This window comes from Roseibium sediminicola (assembly GCF_023156505.1).
Lineage (GTDB): Bacteria > Pseudomonadota > Alphaproteobacteria > Rhizobiales > Stappiaceae > Roseibium > Roseibium sediminicola.
Genome location: NZ_JALNMJ010000001.1, coordinates 356,902 through 377,600, shown reverse-complemented (window position 1 = coordinate 377,600; position 20,699 = coordinate 356,902). Strand labels below are relative to the sequence as shown.

Sequence of the window (20,699 nt, the reverse complement as noted above, 5' to 3'; positions counted from 1 at the left end):
GATTCTCTATGTAAATTTTACCTTCGCAGTGCCCGTCATCTACAAAAATTACAATATGAAACGTCTATGACCTCATAAAAATAAGCTATTTGAAAACATGGTAAGTAAAAGGTTAATGATGTTTCATAGGCGTTAACAAGCCACCGGTCCAGAGACCCTTAAGGGCCCAGAGACCTAACAAAAGCAAACGGGCGGCGAAGGCGGAATATCGCGGCTCATAGACAGTGCACAGGGGGGGAGCGGTTCCAAACGGTCCCTCCAATGGAGGCCACAATGCAGGTTCAGAACTTAGCCGGTTCGGATCAATGGGATCGTGTGAAAAAGGAACTGAGAAGCGAACTCGGGGACGACGTTTTTTCCAACTGGTTCGGCAGGGTCAATCATGAAGAAACCACAGGCGATGCAGTGCGCCTGTCCGTTCCGACCCGTTTCCTGAAAAACTGGATCCAGAGTCACTACGAGAAACAGCTCGTCGGCCTCTGGAAACGCGAACAGGACGATATCAAGCGTATCGAACTGACCGTTCGCGGTGCATTGCGGCCCCGTCAACTCACCGCCGGTCACGCTCCGAAGGCCATCACAGCACGGCGCATCAGCGGCCGGCCCGGCCCCTTCAGCAGCACGCCGCAATTCGGTGCCGGCGCCTCTGTCATACCGTGTCTTGCCGACACCGGTGAGGAAGCAGCTGCGGATTTCCTCAATGGAGCCGCGCTCAATCCGAAACTGACCTTTGACACCTTTGCCGAAGGCGCGTCGAACAGCCTTGCCTGCGCCGCCGTGCGCCAGATGGCCGCCGGCCATGAAGGCACCCTGGACATGCTCTTCATCCACTCCACCACGGGCATCGGCAAGACCCACCTGCTGCAGGCGGCAGCGTGCGAAGCGCGCAAGACAGGCCGGCAGGTTGCTTATCTTTCGGCCGAATTCTTCATGTATCACCTGGTGCCGGCACTGCGCACACCGGCATTCCCGGTCCTGCGCCAAGCCATGCGCTCCATCGACCTGCTGCTGGTTGACGACCTGCAGTTCCTGCATGGCAAGCAAGGCCAGGAAGAATTCGCCAAAACCCTTGAGATGCTTATGGAAGCCCCGTCGCAGATCATCATGGCGTCGGACCGGTCTCCGGATGAGCTCGACACGCTTGGCGACACGCTGCGGCAGCGGATCCAGAAAGGCGAGATCGTCGGCATCCAGGCCACCGATTACGCCCTTCGCCAGGACATTCTGAAGAAGCGCGTGACCGCGGCCCGCCGCACCCATCCGGGCTTCTCCGTGCCGGAGGACGTCGCCGATTACATCGCCCGCTACGTGATTTCGTCGGCACGCGATCTGGAAGGCGCCCTCAACCGCCTGTTCGCCCACAACCAGCTGACCAAGCAGCCGGTGACCATGGACCTGGCGGAAAAGACCCTGCACGATCTGGTGCGCATCGGCGAACCGCGCTCCATCAAGGTGGAGGAAATCCAGCAGGTGGTCTGCAAGCATTTCAGCGTGACAAAGGCCGATCTGCTGTCGTCCTGCCGGGCGCGCACGCTGGTCCGTCCGCGTCAGATCGCGATGTATATCGCCAAGGTCATGACCGGCCGGTCCCTGCCGGAAATCGGCCGCCGCTTCGGCAACCGCGACCACACCACGGTGCTGCATGCGGTCCGCAAGATCGAGGACATGGTCCGGAACGACAAGGGCCTGGCCCAGGAAGTCGAACTCCTGAAAAGGCTGGTTCACGCCTGACCTCTCCCGGGGAACACCCCTCCCCCGGGCAACCGGCGGCACCGGGCACGCCCGCTGCCGCGATTGCTCTCCCCCTAAGGAGCAATCAAAACCTGCGCGAGAACGCGCGGGCCGCATCGGGCGGTGGCAGCCGCCGGGTGTTTCATCTTAACCTCCCTCTCCTTAAAGCCGCATCTGCGGCTTTCTTTTTGGCGCCTCCTTGGCGCATTGGTAATTTCGACCGCGTTGACAGGGGACTGACACGCGCGTATCTCTGCGCACGGTTCGAGGGAGCCGGCCGCCCGCGGGGTTAGCCCATGGTGAATTCTCTCCCGCAAGTCCTCTTGCGGACCAGATCTACCTTCACGAGACCGTGCAGGCATGATGGCAATGCGGGCCCCATGACAGGCAATTGCCTGACCGCCTGCCTTTCTTGGAAAGGTACTCCCATGACGCTTCCAAGCGTTGCCCAGCTCAAGGCCCAGGCCAAACGGCTCAAGGCCGCCATGGCCGCCAAAGGCCAGGAGCTCTCCCACAGCCAGGCGCTTGAACTTTTGTCCGCGCAATATGGCTTCAAGGACTGGAACACCGCCAGCGCCACTGCCTCCCGGCCCAACCAGATGGTGTTTGCCGTCGGCGACCGGGTCTCTGGCACTTACATGAAACAGCCCTTCAAGGGCGAGGTCCTCGCACTTGCCAGGATCGGTGCTTCCGGCCAGTACCGCGTAACCCTGCAATTCGACGACGCGGTCGACGTGGTCACGTTCGACAGCTTTTCGGCTTATCGCAGCCGGGTGACCTGCCTCATCCACGCAGACGGGATCGCGGTCAAGCGAACCTCTGACGGCGAGCCCTATCTGCGCCTGCAGCGGATCGACTGACGCACTGTTGCCGTTCCGGTCACTCGCCGGGACGGCAACAGACCCAAACTTTGCGTGTCCCCGTTCCTTCTGATGAAAGCCGTGGCATACTCCCGATAGGCCCCCTTCCTCGAAAAGAGGGATCAGGACATGAGCGAACGACTTTTTCCGGTGGCAAGGCACGCGACACGGTTCGCGCTGCTGATCCTTGCCCTTTTTCTGCTCACACTCGGATCCGCGCTCCACGCCCGCGCCTCCGTCATGCCCGGCGGCAACAGCGGCTGGCTGGTGGTGGCGAGCCGATCGGATGCCAATACCGCCGTTTCCATGGCCCGGGGCTATGCCGGCCGGTTTCCCCAGACGACGGTGTTCCAGTCGAACAACGGCTGGTTCGCTATTACCCTCGGCTGGATGCGCCAGCCGGGCGGCACGGCCTATAAGAACCAGCTGATAGCCAATGGCTCCATTCCCGGCGACAGCTATTTCCACAATGGCGAACGGTTTCAATTTGCGGTCTGGTCCGCGACAGGTGTCACCGGCGGCGCCTCGCAGGCGCTTTTTTCCGCAACGGCGCTCCAGGGCGGCTCGAGCGGGAAGACCGGCGGCTACCGCCCCTCCAATGAGGCTTTTGTGACCGGCCTCAACCCGCGCGGCGACAATTACCTGTCGCTGCGCACCGGACCCGGCAGCCGCTATCAGGAAATCGCCCGGATGGGCCCCAACACGCCGCTGACGGTTCTTGGACGTCAGGGATCCTGGATGAATGTCGCCATGCGCGACGGCCGCAGCGGCTGGGCCTACAGCAAATACATCGCGTCGGTCCCGGCGGCAACGGCACCTCCGGCCGTCAATCCACCGATCCTGTCTCCGCCGGTCGAGCCAGCCCCGAGCGTTGCCCGCCGGGCGATCTCGCCACCACGGGCCGGCGTCGTCGGCAATCTCCAAGCCAGCGGCGACGCTTATCTGGCGCTCCGAAATGGCGCCGGTACGTCGCACGCGGAAATCGCCCGCCTGCTGGAAGGTACGGAAGTCTCCATGTTGGCCCAGCGGGGCGCCTGGATCGAGGTGGAACTGGGCAACGGGATGCGGGGCTGGGCCTATGGACGCTACCTGGAGGCTGCGGCCACCCGCACCAACGACCCGGCGGACATTCCGACGATCGGTCCGGAAGATCCGGGGAAAGTCGTGGACATCCAGCCCCCGGACGAGACCCCGAACCTGCCGGATTTGAACTCCCTGCCGCCCGGCAAGCGGGTCGCGCTGGTGATGGGCAACTCAGACTACCGGCACGCGCCGCTGCTGCCCAATCCCAAAAACGATGCCACAAGACTGACACAGACCCTGAAACGCCTCGGTTTCACCGTGATCGTCGGACTGGATCAGGACAAGGTGGCAATGGAAGGCACGGTTCGCTCCTATGTGCGCGCCATTCAGGGGGCCGATGTGGCGTTGTTCTTCTATGCCGGCCACGCCATGCAGATGGGCGGCAAGAACTATCTGATCCCGGTCGACGCCAAGCTTGAAGACGCCACGGCGGTCGATTTCGAAACCATCGAACTTGGTACCATCCTCAACTACATGAACGCGCCGGGGCGCTTGTCGATAGCGCTGCTGGATGCCTGCCGGGACAATCCGCTGGCGCGCAGGTTCCGCGGATTGGGCACCAGCAGGAGCGGTTATGTCGGGCGCGGCCTGGCGGCGCCCGAAGCGGGCGGCGGCAATGTTCTGATCGGGTTCGCGACGGCGCCCGGCGAGGTCGCGCTGGATGGCGACGAGGACAACAGCCCGTTCACCGCCGCACTGCTGAAACACATCGAAACCCCGGGCCTGGAAATCGAGATCATGATGAAACGGGTCAAGGCGGACGTTTACGCCGCCACCGGCGGCACCCAGTCGCCGTGGCACAATTCCGCGCTGAGAAAAGAGTTCTATTTCGTCAACTGACCCGGCAACCGGCTCAGCGCAGCTGCGCCATCACCAGATGGCCCGGGACCGGGTCGCCCGCTTCCAGGCGCACGGTGATCGGGTCCATGGCCAGAAGATCGAAACCGGCGGCGTCCAGCGCCGCGCAGATATAGCCTTCACCTTGGGCAAAGCGGTTGTTCGGACCGACCATATAAGAGCGGCCGTTCAGCACCACGTCCGGCAGGGTCTCGGTTGAAAATGCCAGATAGCCCTTGGTGTTGAGCCGGTCGGCCGCGCCTTCAAGGAAAGGTTCAACCGCACCGAGATATGGGAAGACATCGGTGGCTGCGATCAGGTCCCAGTGCGGGCGCGTGCCGTCCTCCTCCTCGAACTCCTTCAGGAATTCAACGGCTTCGCCGACATATAGATCGTCATAGACCTCCCGGTCGTAGGCGATCTCGACAATGCACTCGGAAAGATCGACCCCGGTCCGGTGCACGCTGCAATCGGCCAGCGACAGGCCGGTGAGCCCCGTGCCGCAGCCAAGATCCAGAAGCCGGCTGAACGGACCGATCTGTAGGCGCTGGATCAGATCCCTGAGCAGCAGCGGCACACAATAGCCGAGCTCGTCGACCAGAATCTCGTCGAAGACATCCGCATGCTGATCGAAGAGGGTCGCGACATAGGCATCCGGCATCTTTTCAGGTGCCTGGTCGGCGCCGATCGCCGCCAGGCGGATGCTGACACCGCCGCTGTCGTCCGGGTCGAGCGCGAGCGCCTCGCGGAAGGCTTTTTCCGCGCCCGTGAAATCGCCCGCCTTCTGCAGCTCCAGCCCTCGGTTATAGGCTTCCGCAAGGGCTTCGTTTTCTGGGTCGTCCTCATGGTCGGACAGGTGCTCGTCATCGGTCATCTTGGTATCCCGGCGCTTTTCCCCTGCCCTACAGCGATGTCGGCCCTATTGCACGATAAATCTGTGCCGGCGAGCCCCTCAGAACAGATCGAGTTGACTGTCGTCGACCGCTTCTTTTTCCGCAGCCTTGCCGGCGTTCCGGATTTTCTTCAGCGGCACTTGCATCTCGTCCTCGGAAATTTCCCGCTGCACGTCCGGATCGTCATTGACAACCTTGTTGACGCGGGTCGAGACAGGCATTGCCACGAGGAAATCGTCTTCCGCGGGCACCAGCAGCTTCTCCGCCTCGCGGCGGTCGACATTGGCGACATCCAGCCAGGTTCCGAACTGGTCCGGTTTCAGGATCACCGGCATGCGGTGATGGATCGCGGACATCATCCGGTTCGATTCGATTGTCAGGATCGCGCCGGTGTCCATGTCTCCGCCATCCGGGTCCGACCACGTCTCCCACAATCCGGCAAAACCCATGATGTCGCCTTCCCGTGGGCGGATCCAGAACGGCTGCTTGCCCTCCGGTGTGCGCCGCCATTCGTAAAAGCCGGAGGCCGGCACAAGACAGCGGTGGTGGCGCATGGCGTTGCGGAAGGACGGTTTCTGCGAGGCGGTTTCCGCGCGCGCGTTGATCAACAGCGTGAAACTCGCCGGATCCTTCACCCAGGGCGGGATCAGGCCCCAGCGGACCAGGTGAAACCGGCGGGTGCCGTCAAGCGTCTGGCGGACGATTGCCAGCGGCTGGGTCGGCGCGATGTTGTAACGCGGCGGGAAGTTCGGCCGGTCGACATAGTCGAAAAAACTGCGCACGGCATCGGGCGGTGTGGTCAGAGCTAGGCGGCCGCACATCGCGCGATTCTCCGTCTGATTTGCGGGATCCCGATGGAGCGCATCGGGTGCCCTCAAGTTAGGCAATTGGAAACAAAAAAGAAGTAGCTTAGGGACGAAGTCAATAACAGGGGGACAGGTATGGAGTGTTTGCATCCAGTATTGGGCGCCGGTGAGCTGGCAGCCGATCGGCTGGAGGAGGCAAACATTAACCCCCAGACCGGACTTGCCACCGATTATCTCAATCATTTCAACGAAGTGATGATGCTTCTGGAAATGCTGCCCGACATGCCAGACTGCGCCGAGGACGTTCTCGAATGGGAACCTCTGGACTATGAAGGTCATTTCGAAAACTCGACCTTCAAGGACAAGGCGCTGGCCATCCAGGCCTATCACGCGGCGCCGAACCACCTTCGGGAACACCTGGAGGCGCAGGTTGCCGACATCAATGCGCTCGTCGGTGACATCCAGAACCAGCTGCGTCAGACCGCCAATCCGGCGGAAGTCGCGGTGGCCATCGCCGACAAGGCAACCCATGAAATCAAGCCGCTGATCGCCATCGCCGGAGCGGTGATCCACGGCCATGTCGAACCTGATGCCACCCAGCACGAAGGCGAAGGCGCCCAGGCCGAGATCGACGCCCTGTTTGCCTAGGGCCTGGTCACTCCGGACCTACGCCCCTATTTTCAGCCGGTTCCAATCCCTTCGTCCGATGTCCGAGGTTTCATGTCCCGTTTCTATCCCGATGCCCCCCGTGCCGGGGTCAGCGTGCTGTGTCACCGGGAGGGCCGCGCGCTGTTGATCAAGCGCGGCAAAGCGCCATACAAGGATCACTGGAGCCTGCCCGGCGGGCTGATCGAACTCGGCGAGACCCTGCAAGAGGCGGCGGCTCGGGAACTCCTTGAGGAAACAGGGGTCACCGCGGCGCTTGGTGCTCCCGTCGAGACCTTCGATTCCATTCAGCGGGACGATAACGGCAAGGTGGCCACACATTTCATCCTGACGGTCTTTTGCGCCGCCTATCTCTCGGGAACGCCCAGCGCGGGCGACGACGCGGCCGAACTCGACTGGCTGCTGCCGGAAGAACTGGCCGGCCGGCCGACAACGCCCGGTACGCCGGAACGTATCCGGCGCTTATTGGATGCTGTCCTGGCACGTAACATCCCGCAAAGACAGTAAAAGCCGACCCTATCCCGCGAACGTCTCACCTAATCTTGGGATCACCTTGCCATAGCGCTTGCAGAGCGTTCTGCACTTGCCCATGATCGCGCCATGAGTCATCGCCGATTGCATCTTGCCGCGTTCCGGACCTTTCTGGTCCTGGCAGCCGTCCTGGTTTGCCCGGTACAGGTTGTAATCGCGCAAGAGGTTTCTCCGGACGCGCCTCCTTACGAACAGCAGTTGATGCGCCTGTCGGAAATCTTCGGCGCACTGCATTTTCTGCGGCCGCTGTGCAAGGAAAACGATGTTCCGAGCTGGCGCGACCAGATGGAGGATTTTCTGGACGCGGAAACGCTCGACGAGAATCGCCGGCGGCGTTTCATTGAGCGGTTCAATCAGGGTTATCGTGGTTTCTCAGTCGCTTACAGGGACTGCACCGATGCGGCCCGTCTCGCAATGGGACAGTACTTGAGCGAAGGCGAGACCATCATCACCGATGTGACCAGCCGATACGGTCGGTAAAATCTGCAGAAATCTTCAAATCGTTACGAGTTGGTTAACCTTTTGCATCAAATTTGTGGGTGGCCGTTAAGTTTGCGTTCACGGTTGCTTATCAGCGCGGTTCGCCGTGCTAGGATCAAATGACAAGATTCGGGGCAGGAACACGCGGGAGTTGTCTCCGTCGCGTTCGGGAAGGACCGGTAAGGAAACGAATGATCAACGACGATTATGCTGATGCGGCAATGGAAGCGGAATTTGCCGAGGATGAAGACATCAGGCGTGCCGCGCTCGGGTTTATTTCCGATGCCTGGGCCGAAGCAATTGCCAATGGCGTCGATGCGGATGCCGTTGCCCATGCCGCAATGTTCACCGCTCTGGCCGACCTTGTCGCCGCCTATGGCGAAGATGCCGTCGCCAAACTTGCGGAAGGCCTGCCGGACCGCATCCTGCAGGGCGACTACACCGTGAACCGGGTGCTGCAGTAACGGGCGGCAAGACCCGCAGACGCAGTACTGAAAAGGCCGGGCTTCCGGCCTTTTTGAGTCTGCCGTCGGACATCCCCTTAGGTGATGAAATCAAGCGCCAGCTTCAGGTAGATCAACGCGCCGAATGCGATGAGCAGAAAGCCGGCAATGTGGTTCGCCCGGTCGAGCCAGCGATCGTCGATCTTGGCCTTGAAATGCGACACCGTCGCGGAGACGATGCCCCACCAGCTGGTGGCACCGCCGGCAACGCCGGCCACCATGACCAGAGCCCCAACATGATCGCCGTGCTGCGGTCTCAAATCGCCCAGAGCGCCGAAGATGGCGAGGAAGGCGAAAATGGCGCCGGGATTGGTGATCGCAATGAAAAATGCGGCCGTGGCATCGCCCAGGAATCCGTGGTCGCGGCCATTGCCGTTATTCGTCAGATGCGGATGCGTGTTCCAGATCTTGATGCCGAAGATGATCAGGAGCGCACCGCCAACGATTTCGATCAGATCGAACTGGCCCTTAATGAAGGTGGTAACGGCGGACACACCGAAAATCGCCAGGGATGCAAAAATCGTGTCGGCGATGACAGCGCCAAGCCCCACATAAACACCCTGGCGAAAGCCGCCGTGAACAGCATGCTGAATGGCCATGATGTTCACCGGTCCGACAGGGGCTGTTGTGAGAATGCCGACGAGATATCCGATCAGCACATATTCCAGAAAAGTCACAATCGGTCCTTTGTGCCGGGTCCGTGAAACAGCATCTTCAACAGACGCCGGGCCGTTTTGTGTGTCTAGCGCGAATGTGTCTCTCGATAGCGAGCCATCGGGTGTCTGACAAGGACGTGATTTCTCCCCGACAGCTGTTTTCACCTTCCCATGAATTGTTTAAGGAATGTCCAGAGTGGGCGTGGGCACAACCCGGGAGATAGTCTTGATGGGACGGACAGCGGTAGCCGCTTTTGCGATAGCATGCCTCCTGCCGGCGGCAGGCGTGGCGAAAACCGTGGAGGTCGAGACGATCCCCGTCGTCCCCGTGCAGGAGACGCCCGCAATTCCGGCGGAGGAAACGGATCTTCCGGAAACGGACGCTACTGAAAACACCGCTCATGAAAGCCCACAGGACCGGCCACAGGTGCTCTATAACACCGATGTCCTGCCAAAACCCGTCGCGCGCATGCATGCCCAGCTCAAGGAAGCCGCCCTGAACGGCGACCTGAAGCGGCTGCGCATTGTGCTGGAAAGCAACGAGATGCCGCCGACGCTTTCCTTTGGCGAGACCGGCGATCCGATAGAGTTCATTAAACAGAACTCGGGCGATGGTGAGGGTTTCGAGATCCTTGCGATCCTGGCCGACATCCTGGACGCTGGCTTCGTGCATGTGGATGCCGGTACACCGCAGGAAATGTATGTCTGGCCTTACTTTGCCCGCTATCCGTTGGACGGGCTGACGCCTGACCAGAAGGTCGAGCTCTTCCGGATCGTCACGGCCGGCGACTTTGCCGAAATGCAGACCTTCGGCGCCTGGAACTTCTACCGCCTCGGCATCGGCCCGGACGGAACGCTGCATTATTTCGTAGCCGGGGACTAAAGCCGTTTCACGCTGCAGGAGGTGGGAACACGCTTGGCGCCGCCCCGGCCCGCATTCGAGTTGAATATTTATCCACCGCACACTTCGCGCTTGCGGACCTGGAAAAAAGCGTGATTATTGAAGGGCGTTTGCCCCCTGTTTCAAAAAAAAATTGGTTTTAGCCATGCCAGCGGACGCTCGGCATGAGAGAGGTTTGGCAATGAAATCGACCGTAAAACTAGTTTCTTCAGCCCTGTTTCTGGCGCTTCTCGCCCTCACCGGCTGCCAATCGAGCAATTCCTCGGGTTCCGGCCTGGAAGACGGTAGTGCTGCGCCCGGAATAGATCTGGTTGAAGGCAGCCCGGACGGATCGCCCGACGAGTGCGACAGCTCCTCGGAAGGCACGTCCACCACGCTCGGTTGCCCCTGATACGGACCACTGTTACCTGCCGCAAAGGACGAACAGTCCCGCCCGCGCGGTGATGCCGAGCTTGGCATAGGCGCGCTTGCGATAGGTGATCACGGTGGAAGCAGCAACGCCGAGATCGGCTGCGATCGCTTCCGCCTTGCGGCCCGACAGGATCCCGAGACAAACCGCCTGTTCCCGTTCGCTTAGCGCGGCCAGCGGTGGCGGCACGTCTGTTTCCTCAACGCGCTCGAAATGCTGAAGCGCCAGCCGGCCCACCAGCCGCGCGAGGTCCGGATCCACCGGCACCGCCCCTTCCCGTGTCTGATAGAGACTGACAAAGAGGCGCAGTCGCTCGCCGGTGGCGAGCGCGGTGGTCTTGGCAAGCATGCCCGGCGCTTCGAAGAAGATCGTGCGGTAATCGGGCGGCATGTCCGCCTCGATCTCCTCCAGCCGGCGCACACTGACAGCATTCGACGTCGCGGCCAGAAGCTCCGTCAGGAGCGGATCTTTCAGGTACCAGCCGTCGAGATAGGCACCGGCGAGTTTTCCGGCCAGCGCCGCATTGCTGAAATGACGGGACAGAAGACACCTTGCCCGCGTCCCCTCGATCGAAAAGACCATGATCTGGTCGATGTCGAGCGTTTCGACAAGTTCGGCAAAGGCCGGTGCGAACGTGTCCGAACCAAGGGTTTCCAGGCAGGCATCCATATGAAAAGCGAGCGTTCCCATAGGTTCCAATAGCATGTCCTCCCTTAAAGGGGACAGACTGCCGGAGCGGCATTGCATAGTCTTGCAGTCACAAGACGGAGGAAACGCAAATGAGGCCAGCCGGACGCGCGGAGACGGACTCGCTCTACTTCACTTACCCGCATTTCGATCCGCCAGCTGAGCGTTCGCAACTTTCGGACCCGGCGGCGGTTGCCATTGTCGGTGCAGGCCCGGTCGGTCTGACCGCAGCGCTGGCTCTGGCAAAAGAAGGCATCCGGTCGGTTCTTCTGGACGCCAAGGCGACCTTCAACGATGGCAGCCGCGCCATTTGTATCGCGCGGCAGAGCTATCACATCCTGGACCGGCTCGGCGCCGTCGGCCCCTTTCTGGAAAAATCCCTCGGCTGGACCACCGGGCGAAGCTTCTATCGCGGCCGGCAGATCCTGGAATTCCAGATGCCGGACAGTCCGCGCGAGAAATACCGGCCGATGTACAATCTCGAGCAGCAATATATCGAGCAGTTCCTGTGGGACGCCGTTGCCCGCGAACCGCTGATCGATGCCAGATGGCAAAGCCGGGTGACGGGTGTTGAGGATGCAGACGCCGGTGTCTTGCTTGCTGTTGAGGACCCGCTCGGTGGCTACCGTCTCAAAGCGGACTGGCTTCTGGCCGCGGACGGTGCCCGCAGCACCGTGCGCGGCCTGCGCGACCTGCGCCTCAAGGGGGAAAATTTCGAAGGCCGCTACGTAATCGCCGACGTGCAGATGGATCATGATTATCCGACGATCCGCCGGGCGCTGTTCGATCCGGATTGCCGGCGCGGCGGCACGATCCTGGTGCATCGCCAGCCGGACAATATCTGGCGGATCGACTATCAGCTGCGCGACGGCGAGGACGAAGCAGAAGCCATTCGCGAGGACACAGTCCGGGCCTCCGTTGCCGCCGTTCTGCAAGAGATCGGTTATTCCGGTGCCTGGGACCTGGAATGGTGGAGCATCTACTCGGCAAACACGCTGGCGCTGGACGATTATCGCGACGGCCGGGTGTTCTTCATCGGCGACAGCGCCCACATCGTGCCGATCTTCGGCGTGCGCGGTCTGAACAACGGCCTCGCGGATGCGCAGAACATCGCCTGGAAACTGGCCCGGGTGCTGCAAGGCAAGGCCGGCGAAGCGCTTCTCGACAGTTACACGCCAGAGCGGCGCGGGGCGACGCTGGACGTCTTTGTGAATGCCTCCAAGTCGGCCCGGTTCATGACCCCGCCGACGGCCGGCTGGCAGCTGATGCGCGACGCCGCGCTGAACCTGGCGCTCAGCCATCCCTTCGCCGGTGCGCTTGCCAACCCACGGCAGATGACACCCTACACTTACGAAGACAGCCCCATCGTCCAGCCAGACGATCCGGCTTTCGAGGGCGGGCCTTGTCCCGGCGCAACACTGCCGGAGGCGCGCGTTGAGGAGTGTTTTCTGTCCGACCTGCTCGGTCCCGGCTTCACGTTGATGAGCTTCGGAGCAGACCTCGCGGACAGTCTTTCTGATCTCGACATCACCTTCGTCAATCTTCAGCCGGCCTCGGAGGCTGCTGAGGTGCTCGCTGCCGAAGCCACCAGCGCCTATCTCGTCCGTCCGGATATGCACATCGCAGCCAGATGGCACGAGGTCGATCCCGATAGCATTCGGCAGGCCTTTATCCAATCGCTTGCAGGAGAAACAGCATGATGACACCGGCCGACCTCGAGACGGTCTACGAGGCCATGGCGGAGCAGCTCGATGCCATCGCACCCACCAAGCGAGAGCTGTTCCTGGCAAAACTTGTCCTGCTGCTGTCGAATGACCTCGCCGATGCCGAGCGCGTTCGTCAGTGCATAGCCGAGGCGGCCGGCAATCTGGACGCGTGAACGAGAGATGGTCCCGGCCAAGCGCAGCGCAAGCGGTGACCGGGAAACCAAAAGCCCCGGATCCGATGTCTCGGTTCCGCTGACAGACTTTGGCTCGCCGATCCCGGGTCTTCGCTACGCGGCGCCCGGGATGACGCCAATTTGCGGGGGGTTGGGATCAGGCGACAGCCGCGACGATGATGATCTCGACCTTGTATTCCGGGGTCGCCAGCTTGGCTTCACCGGTCGCACGCGCCGGCGGATTGGCCGGATCGACCCAGGCGTCCCAGACAGCGTTCATTTCGGCAAAATCAGCCATGTCGGCCATCCAGATCGTCGCCTGCAGGATGCGGCTCTTGTCACTGCCGGAGCGGGCCAAGAGGTCTTCGATCCCGGCCAGGATGGTCCTGGTCTGGTCGGTGACGCTTTCCCCCGGTTTGCCGACCTGGCCGGCGAGATAGACGAGACCGCCATGGATCACGGCCTGGCTCATGCGCGGACCGGAATCCAGCCGTTTGATATCGGACATGCGATTGTTCCTTCTAGGGTTTTGAAAGCGGATCCCGCTCAGAACAAGCGGGCCGGATCGAGGGCCGCCACCACTTCGCCAGTCAGCTCGGACGGACGTTTGAGGCAAAGATCCGCGACGAGCCGCGAGAGGGCGGGGGCCGTTTGTACGCCGTAGCCGCCCTGCCCGGCAAGCCAGAAAAAGCCCTCCGCGTCAGGGGCAAAGCCGACAACGGGGGTCCGGTCGGAGACAAAGCTCCTGAGACCCGCCCAGTTCCGCTCCACCCGGGTCACCGGCATGGTCACGGCCTGTTCGAAGCGGTGAAGTCCTTCCGCCAGAACCATGTCGTCGGCCCAGGCGTCATGCGGTTCGACCGGATCTTCATCAGCGGGCGAGACCATGAACTTGCCGGCATCGGGTTTTGCGTACCAGCTCTCCGAGGCGCTGGCGACCAGCGGCCAACCGGTGATGTCGACGCCCTCCGGTGCCGGCACGATCGCCGCCGATCGGCGCATCGGCACAAGGCCGACCTTCTTCACCCGTGCCAGAGCGGCAACCTGGTCCGCCCAGGCTCCGGCGGCATTGATCAGGACCGGCGCCTCGAACGCGCCCTTGGGCGTTTCCACCCTCCAGATGCCTGAAGAGCGGCTGATGCGCTCAGCCGGTGCGTCCATGACGAATTGCGTGCCATGCCGTTTGGCCAAGCGCGCGAAACCCTGCAGCAGCCGGTCGACATCGATGTCGCGAGCATCGCGCTCGATTGCGGCCGCCGCGATGCCTTCCTTGCGCAGCAGCGGAAAGAGGTCGACGGCCTCATCGGCGGTCAGGGTTTCCATGCCCTCGGCACCGTTCAGGTAGCTCTCGAAGGCGTCCAGTTCGTCTTCCGTTGCGATCAGCATCTCGCCGCGCGGCGACAACAGGCTGTCCTCCGCAATGCCGTCCGGATTCTCCAGAACCGGTTCGGAAACTGCATTCAGGGCGCGCAAGGTCCGGTTGCCATAGTTGCGGATGAAGATCGCGGCAGAGCGTCCGGTCGCGTGGCGACCGAGCGCGTCTTCCATCTCCAGAACGGTGACAGATGCGTCCGGCGCCAGCCGTGCCGCTGCGCCGGCGCCGGCAATGCCGCCGCCGATGACCAGAAAATCCGATGTTTCGATCATGCGTCCTGGAATCCTTTCAGGAAGCTGGTGAGATTCAGGCCAAGTTCCTCGGAGAGGTATCCGCCCTCCTGCACAAAAAGCGTTGGCAGGCCGAGCCCGGCAATCGCCGCGCCGATGCGGTTGAAGCCAGGCGTGGTGATGGCAAGGCCTTTCAGCGGATCCTTTTCATAGGCGTCCAGGCCGAGTGCGACAATCAGAACATCCGTGCCGAAGGCGCGAATGTGTTCAAAGGCCGTCTGAAGGGTTTTCAGGTAATCGTCGTCGCCCGTACCGCGCACCAGCGGCAGGTTGAGATTGCAGCCGCGCCCGGCGCCCTCGCCGCGCTCGTGGCTATGGCCCCAGAAAAAGGGATAGAAACGGACCGGATCAGCATGAAGCGACACCGTCAGGATGTCACCGCGCTCATAGAAAATGCCTTGCGTGCCATTGCCGTGATGAACGTCAATATCCAGGATCGCAGGCCGTTTGCCGGCTTTCAGAAGGCGTTCCGCCGCAATGCCGGAATTGTTCAGGAAGCAGAAGCCGCCGGCGAGATCGCCGAAGGCATGATGCCCCGGTGGGCGCGACAGCACATAGGCCGCCTGTTCGCCAGCCGCCATCAGGTCTGCGCCATGGACCGCGCTCTGGGCGGACCAGTAGGCGGCCTCCCAGGTACCGGCCGCGATCGGGCAGCTGGTATCGGCCTGGTGAAAGCCGGCCTGACCGACCGCCGAGCGCGGATAGCTGGCCGTGCGCCGGTCCGGATGGATATTGGGAATGACCTCGTCCGACGCTCCCTCGATCCGAGACCAGCGCTCATGGATCGTCTGCAGGAACACCAGATATTCCGCCGAATGCAGAGCCGCGATCGGACCGAGGCCATGATCCCTCGGCGCTTCGAAACGGCAGCCTGCGGCTTCCGCGCCCGCTTTCAGCACCTCGATGCGGCGCGGCTGTTCCGGGTTCGCCAGACGTGTTCCATTGGCCATGAAATGCTTTGGATCATGCGCCCACTGGCGCTCGTCGAATATCGCTTTCATGGGCGTTTCCTCAAATTGTCCAGCGCCGGTCCTTGTAGGTCGAACACGGTCTCGTCCTGCCTTGGTTCAAAGCCCAGACGTTCGTAAAATCTGCGCGCGTCCGGATTGTCGTGATAGACGGCGAGTTTCAGAAAGGTGACGGTCCAGCTCTCCGGTGCATGGTCGAGCGCGGCTGCCAGCAGCCGTGGCCCAAGCCCGGCGCCGCGCGCTTCCGCCGCCACCCAGAGATCCGAAACGTAAAGCCCCGCGCCACCGCGCGTCGTCGAAAAGACCGGCGAGGCCACCAGCGCACCGACGGTCTGCTCGCCGCGTGTTGCAAGCAGGGCGAAGAAGGCGGGCGTCTGCGAAAAACCGTGCCGCAGCAAGGTGTCGAGACTTGCGGCATGGGTGTCGCCCATATCCGCCGAAAGCCGCGTCAACGCGTGATGAAGCCGCGCTGCATCGTCACGCTCCGCTTGTTTGATGGTGATCTCCGTCATGGTCAGAAGGCCGTCCTGTCGGCGCCCTTCAGGCCGAGCATCGCCCTCGCCTCGGCCGGCGTTGCGACTTTGCGGCCCAGTTCCTCCGCGATCCGGCGGATCTTCTGCACTTGCTCGGCATTGGATCGGGCAAGCTCGCCCTTGCCGATAAAGAGGTTGTCCTCCAGGCCCACCCGCACGTGTCCGCCCATGCAGGCGGCGATGGTGGCGAACGGGATCTGCTGGCGTCCGGCGGCAAGCACGGAGAACAGGTAGTCGTCTCCAAACAGCTTGTCCGCGATCCGCTTCATGTGCTGAAGGTTTTCAGGATCGGCGCCGATGCCGCCCAGAACGCCAAAGACGAACTGGATGAAGAAGGGCGCCTTGACCAGGCCGCGGTCGGCGAAATGGCGCAGCATGTAGAGATGGCTGACGTCATAACACTCGAATTCGAAGCGGGCGCCGCGTTCCTGGCCCATGCTGACAAGCACCTGGGCAATGTCGCGCGGCGTGTTCTTGAAGACGAGATCGTCCGAATTCTCCAGGAACGGCTTTTCCCAATCGTGCTGCCAGCTGTCATAGCGGCTCGCCAGCGGATAGAGCGCGAAATTCATGGTGCCCATGTTGAGCGAGCACATTTCAGGTTCGGCGGCGAGCGGTCCTTCCAGGCGTTGCTCCAGGCTCATCAACGCGCTGCCGCCGGTGGTGAGATTGAGCACTGCGTCGCAGCCGGCCTTGATCTCCGGCAGGAACGCCATGAAGTCCTTCGCACTGGCAGACGGCTGGCCGGTCTCAGGGTTGCGGGCATGAAGATGCAGGATGGCGGCACCCGCCTCGGCCGCACCGATGGACTGGCCGGCGATTTCGGCGGCCGTGACCGGCAGGTGCGGCGACATGGTGGGTGTGTGAATGGAGCCCGTGATGGCACAGGTGATGATGATCTTGTCTGTCATTTCGGTCAATTAACTGGCTTGGGCGCGTTGCTGCGAGATCCTGTCGAGCAGCTGCCGGAGGGAAATATCGAGCCCGTCGATGATTTCGGCGACATGACCGGACGTCGATATCATTGGTGGTGCGATCAGGAAATGATCGCCGCAATAGCCGCCCCGCGTACGACGGGAATAAATAATCAGGCCGTTGTCGTAGGCAATGTCGACCAGGTGATTGAAGGCATTCAATTCTCTCGGCAGAGGCCGCATGGTGGTGCGGTCGTCGACCAGTTCGAAGGCCAGCAACAGCCCTTCGCCGCGGACATCGCCAATGATCGAGTAGCGCTCCATCAGCTTGGTGAGCTCGCCTTTCAGCAAGGTGCCGGTCGCCGCCGCGTTCGCACAGAGGTTCTCCCGTTCGATCTCTTCCAGCACCGCGAGCCCGGCCGCGCAGGCTAGCGGGTTGCCGGCATAGGTGAAGCCATGCAGGAAGCCACCCGCGTCGAGCACGTTGGCGACAATGTCCCTGTGCGCCACCATGGCGCCGAGCGGCGCGTAGCCCGCCGCGAAGCCCTTCGAGATCACCAGGATGTCGGGATCGACGTCCCAGTGCTCGGCGGCAAAGAACTTGCCGGTACGCCCGCCGCCGGACATGACCTCGTCATGGATCAGGAGCACACCGTAACGGCTGCAGATCTCGCGAATGCGTTTCATGTAGCCCCTGGGCGGCACCAGCGCGCCGGTGGACGCACCGCCGACCGGTTCGACAATGAAGGCAAGGATCGTTTCCGGACCTTCGGCCAGGATCCTCTCCTCCAGCATGTCGGCATAGTGATGCCCGGTGGCCTCGTCCTCCGGGTCGAGCCCGTCGAGATAGGCGCGCGGCGCCGGGATCTTCGGCATCGGCCGCATCATCGGCTCGAACGGCGCGGTCAGCGGCGCGTAGCCGGTCAGCGCCAGCGCCCCAAGCGTGCAGCCGTGATAGGAAGGTTCGCGGGAAATAACCTTGGTCCGCTGCGCTTCACCGATAGCGACCGCGTTCTGGCGGGCCAGCTTGATGGCGCTTTCGACCGCTTCCGAGCCACCGGACACGAAGAACACCTTGTCCAGCCCCTCCGGGGCCAAGCTGGCGGTCTTGGCGGCAAGATGCTCGGCCGGCTCGGTCTCGAAATGCAGCCGGTAGCCGAAGGTCGACTTGTCCATCTGCTTGCGCATGGCCTCCAGCACACGCGGATTGGAATGGCCGATGTTACAGACCATTGCGCCGGAAGAGCCGTCCAGGTAGCGCTTGCCGTCGACATCCCACATGTAGACGCCGCGGGCCTGGTCAAGCACCGGCCGCCGCTGCCGGGTCTGGTAGAAAAGATGAGAGGTTTCAGGACGGCTCATGCTGCAGCTCCCGGAAGCGCGGCGCAGTCACGCGGGCGGAAGCGCACCGAGACGGCGGTGCCTTCCTGGAAGGGTCGCTGGTCAATCATGTTCACCGCCTGGAGCTGGTGGCCGCCGACGCGGACAAAATAGCGGGCTGCCTGACCCTGATAGTCGACGGCCTCAACAACGCCATCCAGCGCGATGCGGTCGTCCAGCGGCGCGGTCTTGTCGGCCAGAAGCAGTTTTTCGGCGCGGATGACCAGCTGGGCCGGACCGGCTTCGCCGACATTGGGCGCGCGTTCCTTGGGCACGGTGACCCGGCCAAAATCGGCCAGTTCCAGCGCCAGGCCACTGCCATTCACCTCCTTGCAGGTTGCCGGCAGGATGTTGGAAATACCCAGGAACCGCGACACGAATTCGCTGGCCGGGGTGTTGTAGACCTCTTCCGGCGAGCCGATCTGTTCCACACGGCCGTTCGACATGACAACGATCCGGTCCGACATGGCGAGCGCCTCGGACTGGTCGTGGGTAACGAAGACGGTTGTGATGCCGATCCGGTGCTGGATGCGTTTCAGTTCCACACGCATGTCCTCGCGCAGGTTGGCATCCAGCGCCGACAGCGGTTCGTCGAGCAAGAGCACGTCCGGCTCGATGACAATCGCCCGGGCCAGCGCGATGCGCTGCTGCTGTCCGCCGGACAATTGTTTCGGATAACGATCGCTGACATGTGGGAGCTGCACGAGCTCCAGGGCGTCTTTCACCTTCTTCTCCGCGTCGGCCTTCGAGATGTCCCGGTATTTGAGCCCGAAAGCGACGTTTTCGGCAATCGTCTTGTGCGGGAAGAGCGCGTAGTTCTGGAACACCAGTCCGAGATTGCGCTTGTGGATGGGCACGTCGTTGATGCGTTGTCCCTTGATCGTGATGTCGCCTTCTGAGGGGTCGATGAGGCCGGCGATCATCCTGAGGGTTGTTGTCTTGCCGCATCCGGAGGGCCCAAGCAGCGTGACGAAGCTGCCGTCGGGAATGTCCATGCTCATCCGGTGAACGGCGGTGAAGCCGCCGAACTTCTTGACGATATTGGTGAGGGTGACTGCGCTCACGCCATTACTCCGGCTGTCGGGATGCGGGGAGGCCCGCCGCCGTGACCGGCGGCGGGCTGATCTTGTGTTTCAGGCTCAGTAGCCCTTCTGGATCCGGCCGAAGGTCTTGGACCAGTCCGCCTCGTGGCCGTTCCAGTAATCCGGATTGGCGAAGGTCAGGCCGTCCAGGGTGCCGGTCGGATCGAAGGCCGGCAGGGTCGGGATCTTCTTGCCGAGATCGACCTTGTTCGGGTCGAGCGCCGGCGGGTAGTTCTGGCCTTCGGCGACAGCGATGGAGGTTTCCGGAGCCAGCATGAAGTTGAGCAGCTCCTCGACCTCGGCCATCGGCGAGCCCTTGATCACGAACAGGCATTCCTGCCAGCCAAAACCGTTGGGCGGATCGATGTAACCGATGTCATGACCCTGCTCCTGCAGCGCGTAGATGCGGCCGGACCAACCCTCGGTGACATAGATTTCCTCCTCGGCGAGCAAGCTCATCAGCTCGGCGCCGGACTGCCAGTATTTCAGCAGCAGGTCGCGGTTGGTGCGCACGGCTTCCCAGACCGCGTCCATGTCGGTGGCGTTGTTCGGATCCTGGCCGGTCTGGAGCGAGGCGTACCAGACGCGGGTGCGCCAGTCGGACCAGCCGCCGATCTTGCCCTTGTAGGCCGCGTCGATCAGCAGCTTGGCGCCCTTCTCCTTGGCTTCCTCATCGGAGATGTATTTCCGGTTATAGGCAATGCCCGTGGTGCCGTAGTCATAGGGCACGCAGGAGAGCTTGCCGTCGGTCACACCCCGGAAGACGTCGGTCAGCTTCGGAATGACATATTTCAGGTTCGGGATGTTGTCCTCGTTCAGCGTCGAGTTCAGCCCGAGATTGACGTAGCGCGCATAGTCGAAGACGCCGGAAAGATGCGCGATGTTGTATTCGCCTTCCTGGCTGGCCTTGACGCGGGAGAGATATTCATCGCCGCCACCGAAAGTGCCGTCGACCACCTTGACCCCGGTCTTTTCCGTGTAGGGATCGAAGGCGTATTTGCGGAAGGCCTCGGAGACGACGCCACCCCAGCCGTCGAAGCGGACCTCTTCGGCCGCCGCCAGGGCCTGGCGGGAGAAAGGCGTCTGCACGCCATAGGCAAGACCGGCGGCGCCGATCAACCCGAGGAATTTGCGGCGGTCGAGATCGCCGTTCAGATAGCGTTCGCGCAAGCGTTCGTAACGTTTGGTGCTGTCCATTTTTCTGTCCACTCTGGTTTTATCGTTCAGGTTTTATT

Annotated in this window: 23 protein-coding genes; 11 read left to right on the top strand and 12 right to left on the bottom strand. The window is 62.1% G+C overall.

The genetic code is table 11. The annotated features are described in order from the left end of the window. Positions 1 to 273: 273 nt before the first annotated feature. From dnaA to M0H32_RS01705, 3 genes are all read left to right on the top strand, one after another. Positions 274 to 1,731, top strand: a complete 1,458-nt coding sequence (dnaA, locus tag M0H32_RS01715; protein ID WP_248149916.1) for a chromosomal replication initiator protein DnaA — start codon at positions 274 to 276, stop codon at positions 1,729 to 1,731. Positions 1,732 to 2,159: 428 nt separating this feature from the next. Continuing rightward, positions 2,160 to 2,591 (top strand): glyoxalase superfamily protein, encoded by a 432-nt coding sequence (locus M0H32_RS01710; protein WP_248149913.1) that lies wholly within the window; start codon positions 2,160 to 2,162, stop codon positions 2,589 to 2,591. Positions 2,592 to 2,720: 129 nt separating this feature from the next. Then, the gene (locus M0H32_RS01705) at positions 2,721 to 4,514 is read left to right on the top strand and encodes a caspase family protein (RefSeq protein WP_248149910.1); all 1,794 of its coding nucleotides are present in this window, start codon (positions 2,721 to 2,723) and stop codon (positions 4,512 to 4,514) included. Positions 4,515 to 4,527: 13 nt separating this feature from the next. Here the strand turns inward: M0H32_RS01705 and M0H32_RS01700 are convergent, their stop codons facing one another. After that, on the bottom strand, positions 4,528 to 5,385 hold the full coding sequence (locus M0H32_RS01700; protein ID WP_248149906.1) for a class I SAM-dependent methyltransferase: 858 nt from the start codon (positions 5,383 to 5,385) through the stop codon (positions 4,528 to 4,530). Between the two features lie 78 nt (positions 5,386 to 5,463). Further along, positions 5,464 to 6,225 carry an SOS response-associated peptidase gene (locus M0H32_RS01695; RefSeq protein ID WP_248149904.1) on the bottom strand — a complete coding sequence of 254 codons (762 nt, stop codon included), beginning with the start codon at positions 6,223 to 6,225 and terminating at the stop codon, positions 5,464 to 5,466. Positions 6,226 to 6,345: 120 nt separating this feature from the next. Here M0H32_RS01695 and M0H32_RS01690 point away from each other — a divergent pair, with 120 nt between their 5' ends. The 4 genes from M0H32_RS01690 to M0H32_RS01675 all read left to right on the top strand — a co-directional run bounded on the left by M0H32_RS01690 (position 6,346) and on the right by M0H32_RS01675 (position 8,351). Beyond that, positions 6,346 to 6,858: a hypothetical protein gene (locus M0H32_RS01690; protein ID WP_248149903.1), complete on the top strand. Its 513-nt coding sequence runs from the start codon at positions 6,346 to 6,348 to the stop codon at positions 6,856 to 6,858. A 72-nt stretch (positions 6,859 to 6,930) separates the two neighbouring features. Continuing rightward, positions 6,931 to 7,383, top strand: coding sequence for an NUDIX hydrolase (locus M0H32_RS01685; protein WP_248149902.1), 453 nt, complete (start codon positions 6,931 to 6,933; stop codon positions 7,381 to 7,383). A gap of 93 nt (positions 7,384 to 7,476) precedes the next feature. Further along, a complete protein-coding gene (locus tag M0H32_RS01680; RefSeq protein WP_248149901.1) occupies positions 7,477 to 7,887 on the top strand; it encodes a TIGR02301 family protein in 411 nt (136 codons plus the stop codon). Positions 7,888 to 8,078: 191 nt separating this feature from the next. After that, positions 8,079 to 8,351, top strand: a complete 273-nt coding sequence (locus tag M0H32_RS01675) for a hypothetical protein (protein WP_006933467.1) — start codon at positions 8,079 to 8,081, stop codon at positions 8,349 to 8,351. A 77-nt stretch (positions 8,352 to 8,428) separates the two neighbouring features. On the opposite strand, the gene M0H32_RS01670 is transcribed toward M0H32_RS01675, so the two are convergent. Next, positions 8,429 to 9,067 (bottom strand): LysE family translocator, encoded by a 639-nt coding sequence (locus M0H32_RS01670; RefSeq protein ID WP_248149900.1) that lies wholly within the window; start codon positions 9,065 to 9,067, stop codon positions 8,429 to 8,431. Positions 9,068 to 9,332: 265 nt separating this feature from the next. Between M0H32_RS01670 and M0H32_RS01665 the strand changes: the two genes are divergently transcribed. Together M0H32_RS01665 and M0H32_RS01660 are read left to right on the top strand one after the other, a co-directional pair. Next, on the top strand, positions 9,333 to 9,929 hold the full coding sequence (locus M0H32_RS01665; protein WP_248149898.1) for a hypothetical protein: 597 nt from the start codon (positions 9,333 to 9,335) through the stop codon (positions 9,927 to 9,929). A gap of 199 nt (positions 9,930 to 10,128) precedes the next feature. Then, complete coding sequence (locus M0H32_RS01660) at positions 10,129 to 10,338, top strand: hypothetical protein (RefSeq protein WP_248149896.1); 210 nt, start codon at positions 10,129 to 10,131, stop codon at positions 10,336 to 10,338. A gap of 12 nt (positions 10,339 to 10,350) precedes the next feature. On the opposite strand, the gene M0H32_RS01655 is transcribed toward M0H32_RS01660, so the two are convergent. After that, positions 10,351 to 11,061, bottom strand: coding sequence for a helix-turn-helix transcriptional regulator (locus M0H32_RS01655; protein ID WP_248149895.1), 711 nt, complete (start codon positions 11,059 to 11,061; stop codon positions 10,351 to 10,353). A 74-nt stretch (positions 11,062 to 11,135) separates the two neighbouring features. On the opposite strand from M0H32_RS01655, the gene M0H32_RS01650 reads away from it, so the two are divergent. Then, the gene (locus M0H32_RS01650) at positions 11,136 to 12,743 is read left to right on the top strand and encodes an FAD-dependent monooxygenase (RefSeq protein WP_248149894.1); all 1,608 of its coding nucleotides are present in this window, start codon (positions 11,136 to 11,138) and stop codon (positions 12,741 to 12,743) included. Next, entirely contained in the window at positions 12,740 to 12,922 is a 183-nt protein-coding gene (locus M0H32_RS01645) for a DUF2783 domain-containing protein (RefSeq protein WP_248149892.1), read from the top strand. Before M0H32_RS01650 ends, M0H32_RS01645 begins: the two co-directional genes overlap by 4 nt. A gap of 157 nt (positions 12,923 to 13,079) precedes the next feature. Here the strand turns inward: M0H32_RS01645 and M0H32_RS01640 are convergent, their stop codons facing one another. From M0H32_RS01640 to M0H32_RS01605, 8 genes are all read right to left on the bottom strand, one after another. Further along, positions 13,080 to 13,430 (bottom strand): RidA family protein, encoded by a 351-nt coding sequence (locus tag M0H32_RS01640; protein WP_248149890.1) that lies wholly within the window; start codon positions 13,428 to 13,430, stop codon positions 13,080 to 13,082. A gap of 38 nt (positions 13,431 to 13,468) precedes the next feature. Then, positions 13,469 to 14,569: an NAD(P)/FAD-dependent oxidoreductase gene (locus tag M0H32_RS01635; protein WP_248149888.1), complete on the bottom strand. Its 1,101-nt coding sequence runs from the start codon at positions 14,567 to 14,569 to the stop codon at positions 13,469 to 13,471. Next, the gene (locus M0H32_RS01630) at positions 14,566 to 15,588 is read right to left on the bottom strand and encodes a histone deacetylase family protein (RefSeq protein ID WP_248149887.1); all 1,023 of its coding nucleotides are present in this window, start codon (positions 15,586 to 15,588) and stop codon (positions 14,566 to 14,568) included. Before M0H32_RS01630 ends, M0H32_RS01635 begins: the two co-directional genes overlap by 4 nt. Then, positions 15,585 to 16,067, bottom strand: coding sequence for a GNAT family N-acetyltransferase (locus M0H32_RS01625; RefSeq protein WP_248149885.1), 483 nt, complete (start codon positions 16,065 to 16,067; stop codon positions 15,585 to 15,587). Before M0H32_RS01625 ends, M0H32_RS01630 begins: the two co-directional genes overlap by 4 nt. Before the next feature lie 2 nt (positions 16,068 to 16,069). Continuing rightward, on the bottom strand, positions 16,070 to 16,999 hold the full coding sequence (kce, locus tag M0H32_RS01620; RefSeq protein ID WP_248150535.1) for a 3,5-dioxohexanoate:acetyl-CoA acetone transferase: 930 nt from the start codon (positions 16,997 to 16,999) through the stop codon (positions 16,070 to 16,072). 9 nt (positions 17,000 to 17,008) lie between these two features. Next, complete coding sequence (locus tag M0H32_RS01615) at positions 17,009 to 18,364, bottom strand: aminotransferase family protein (RefSeq protein WP_248149882.1); 1,356 nt, start codon at positions 18,362 to 18,364, stop codon at positions 17,009 to 17,011. Beyond that, complete coding sequence (locus M0H32_RS01610; RefSeq protein WP_248149880.1) at positions 18,361 to 19,446, bottom strand: ABC transporter ATP-binding protein; 1,086 nt, start codon at positions 19,444 to 19,446, stop codon at positions 18,361 to 18,363. The genes M0H32_RS01615 and M0H32_RS01610 overlap by 4 nt, the downstream gene beginning before the upstream one ends. A 75-nt stretch (positions 19,447 to 19,521) precedes the next feature. After that, the gene (locus M0H32_RS01605; RefSeq protein ID WP_248149877.1) at positions 19,522 to 20,661 is read right to left on the bottom strand and encodes an extracellular solute-binding protein; all 1,140 of its coding nucleotides are present in this window, start codon (positions 20,659 to 20,661) and stop codon (positions 19,522 to 19,524) included. Positions 20,662 to 20,699: the final 38 nt, after the last annotated feature.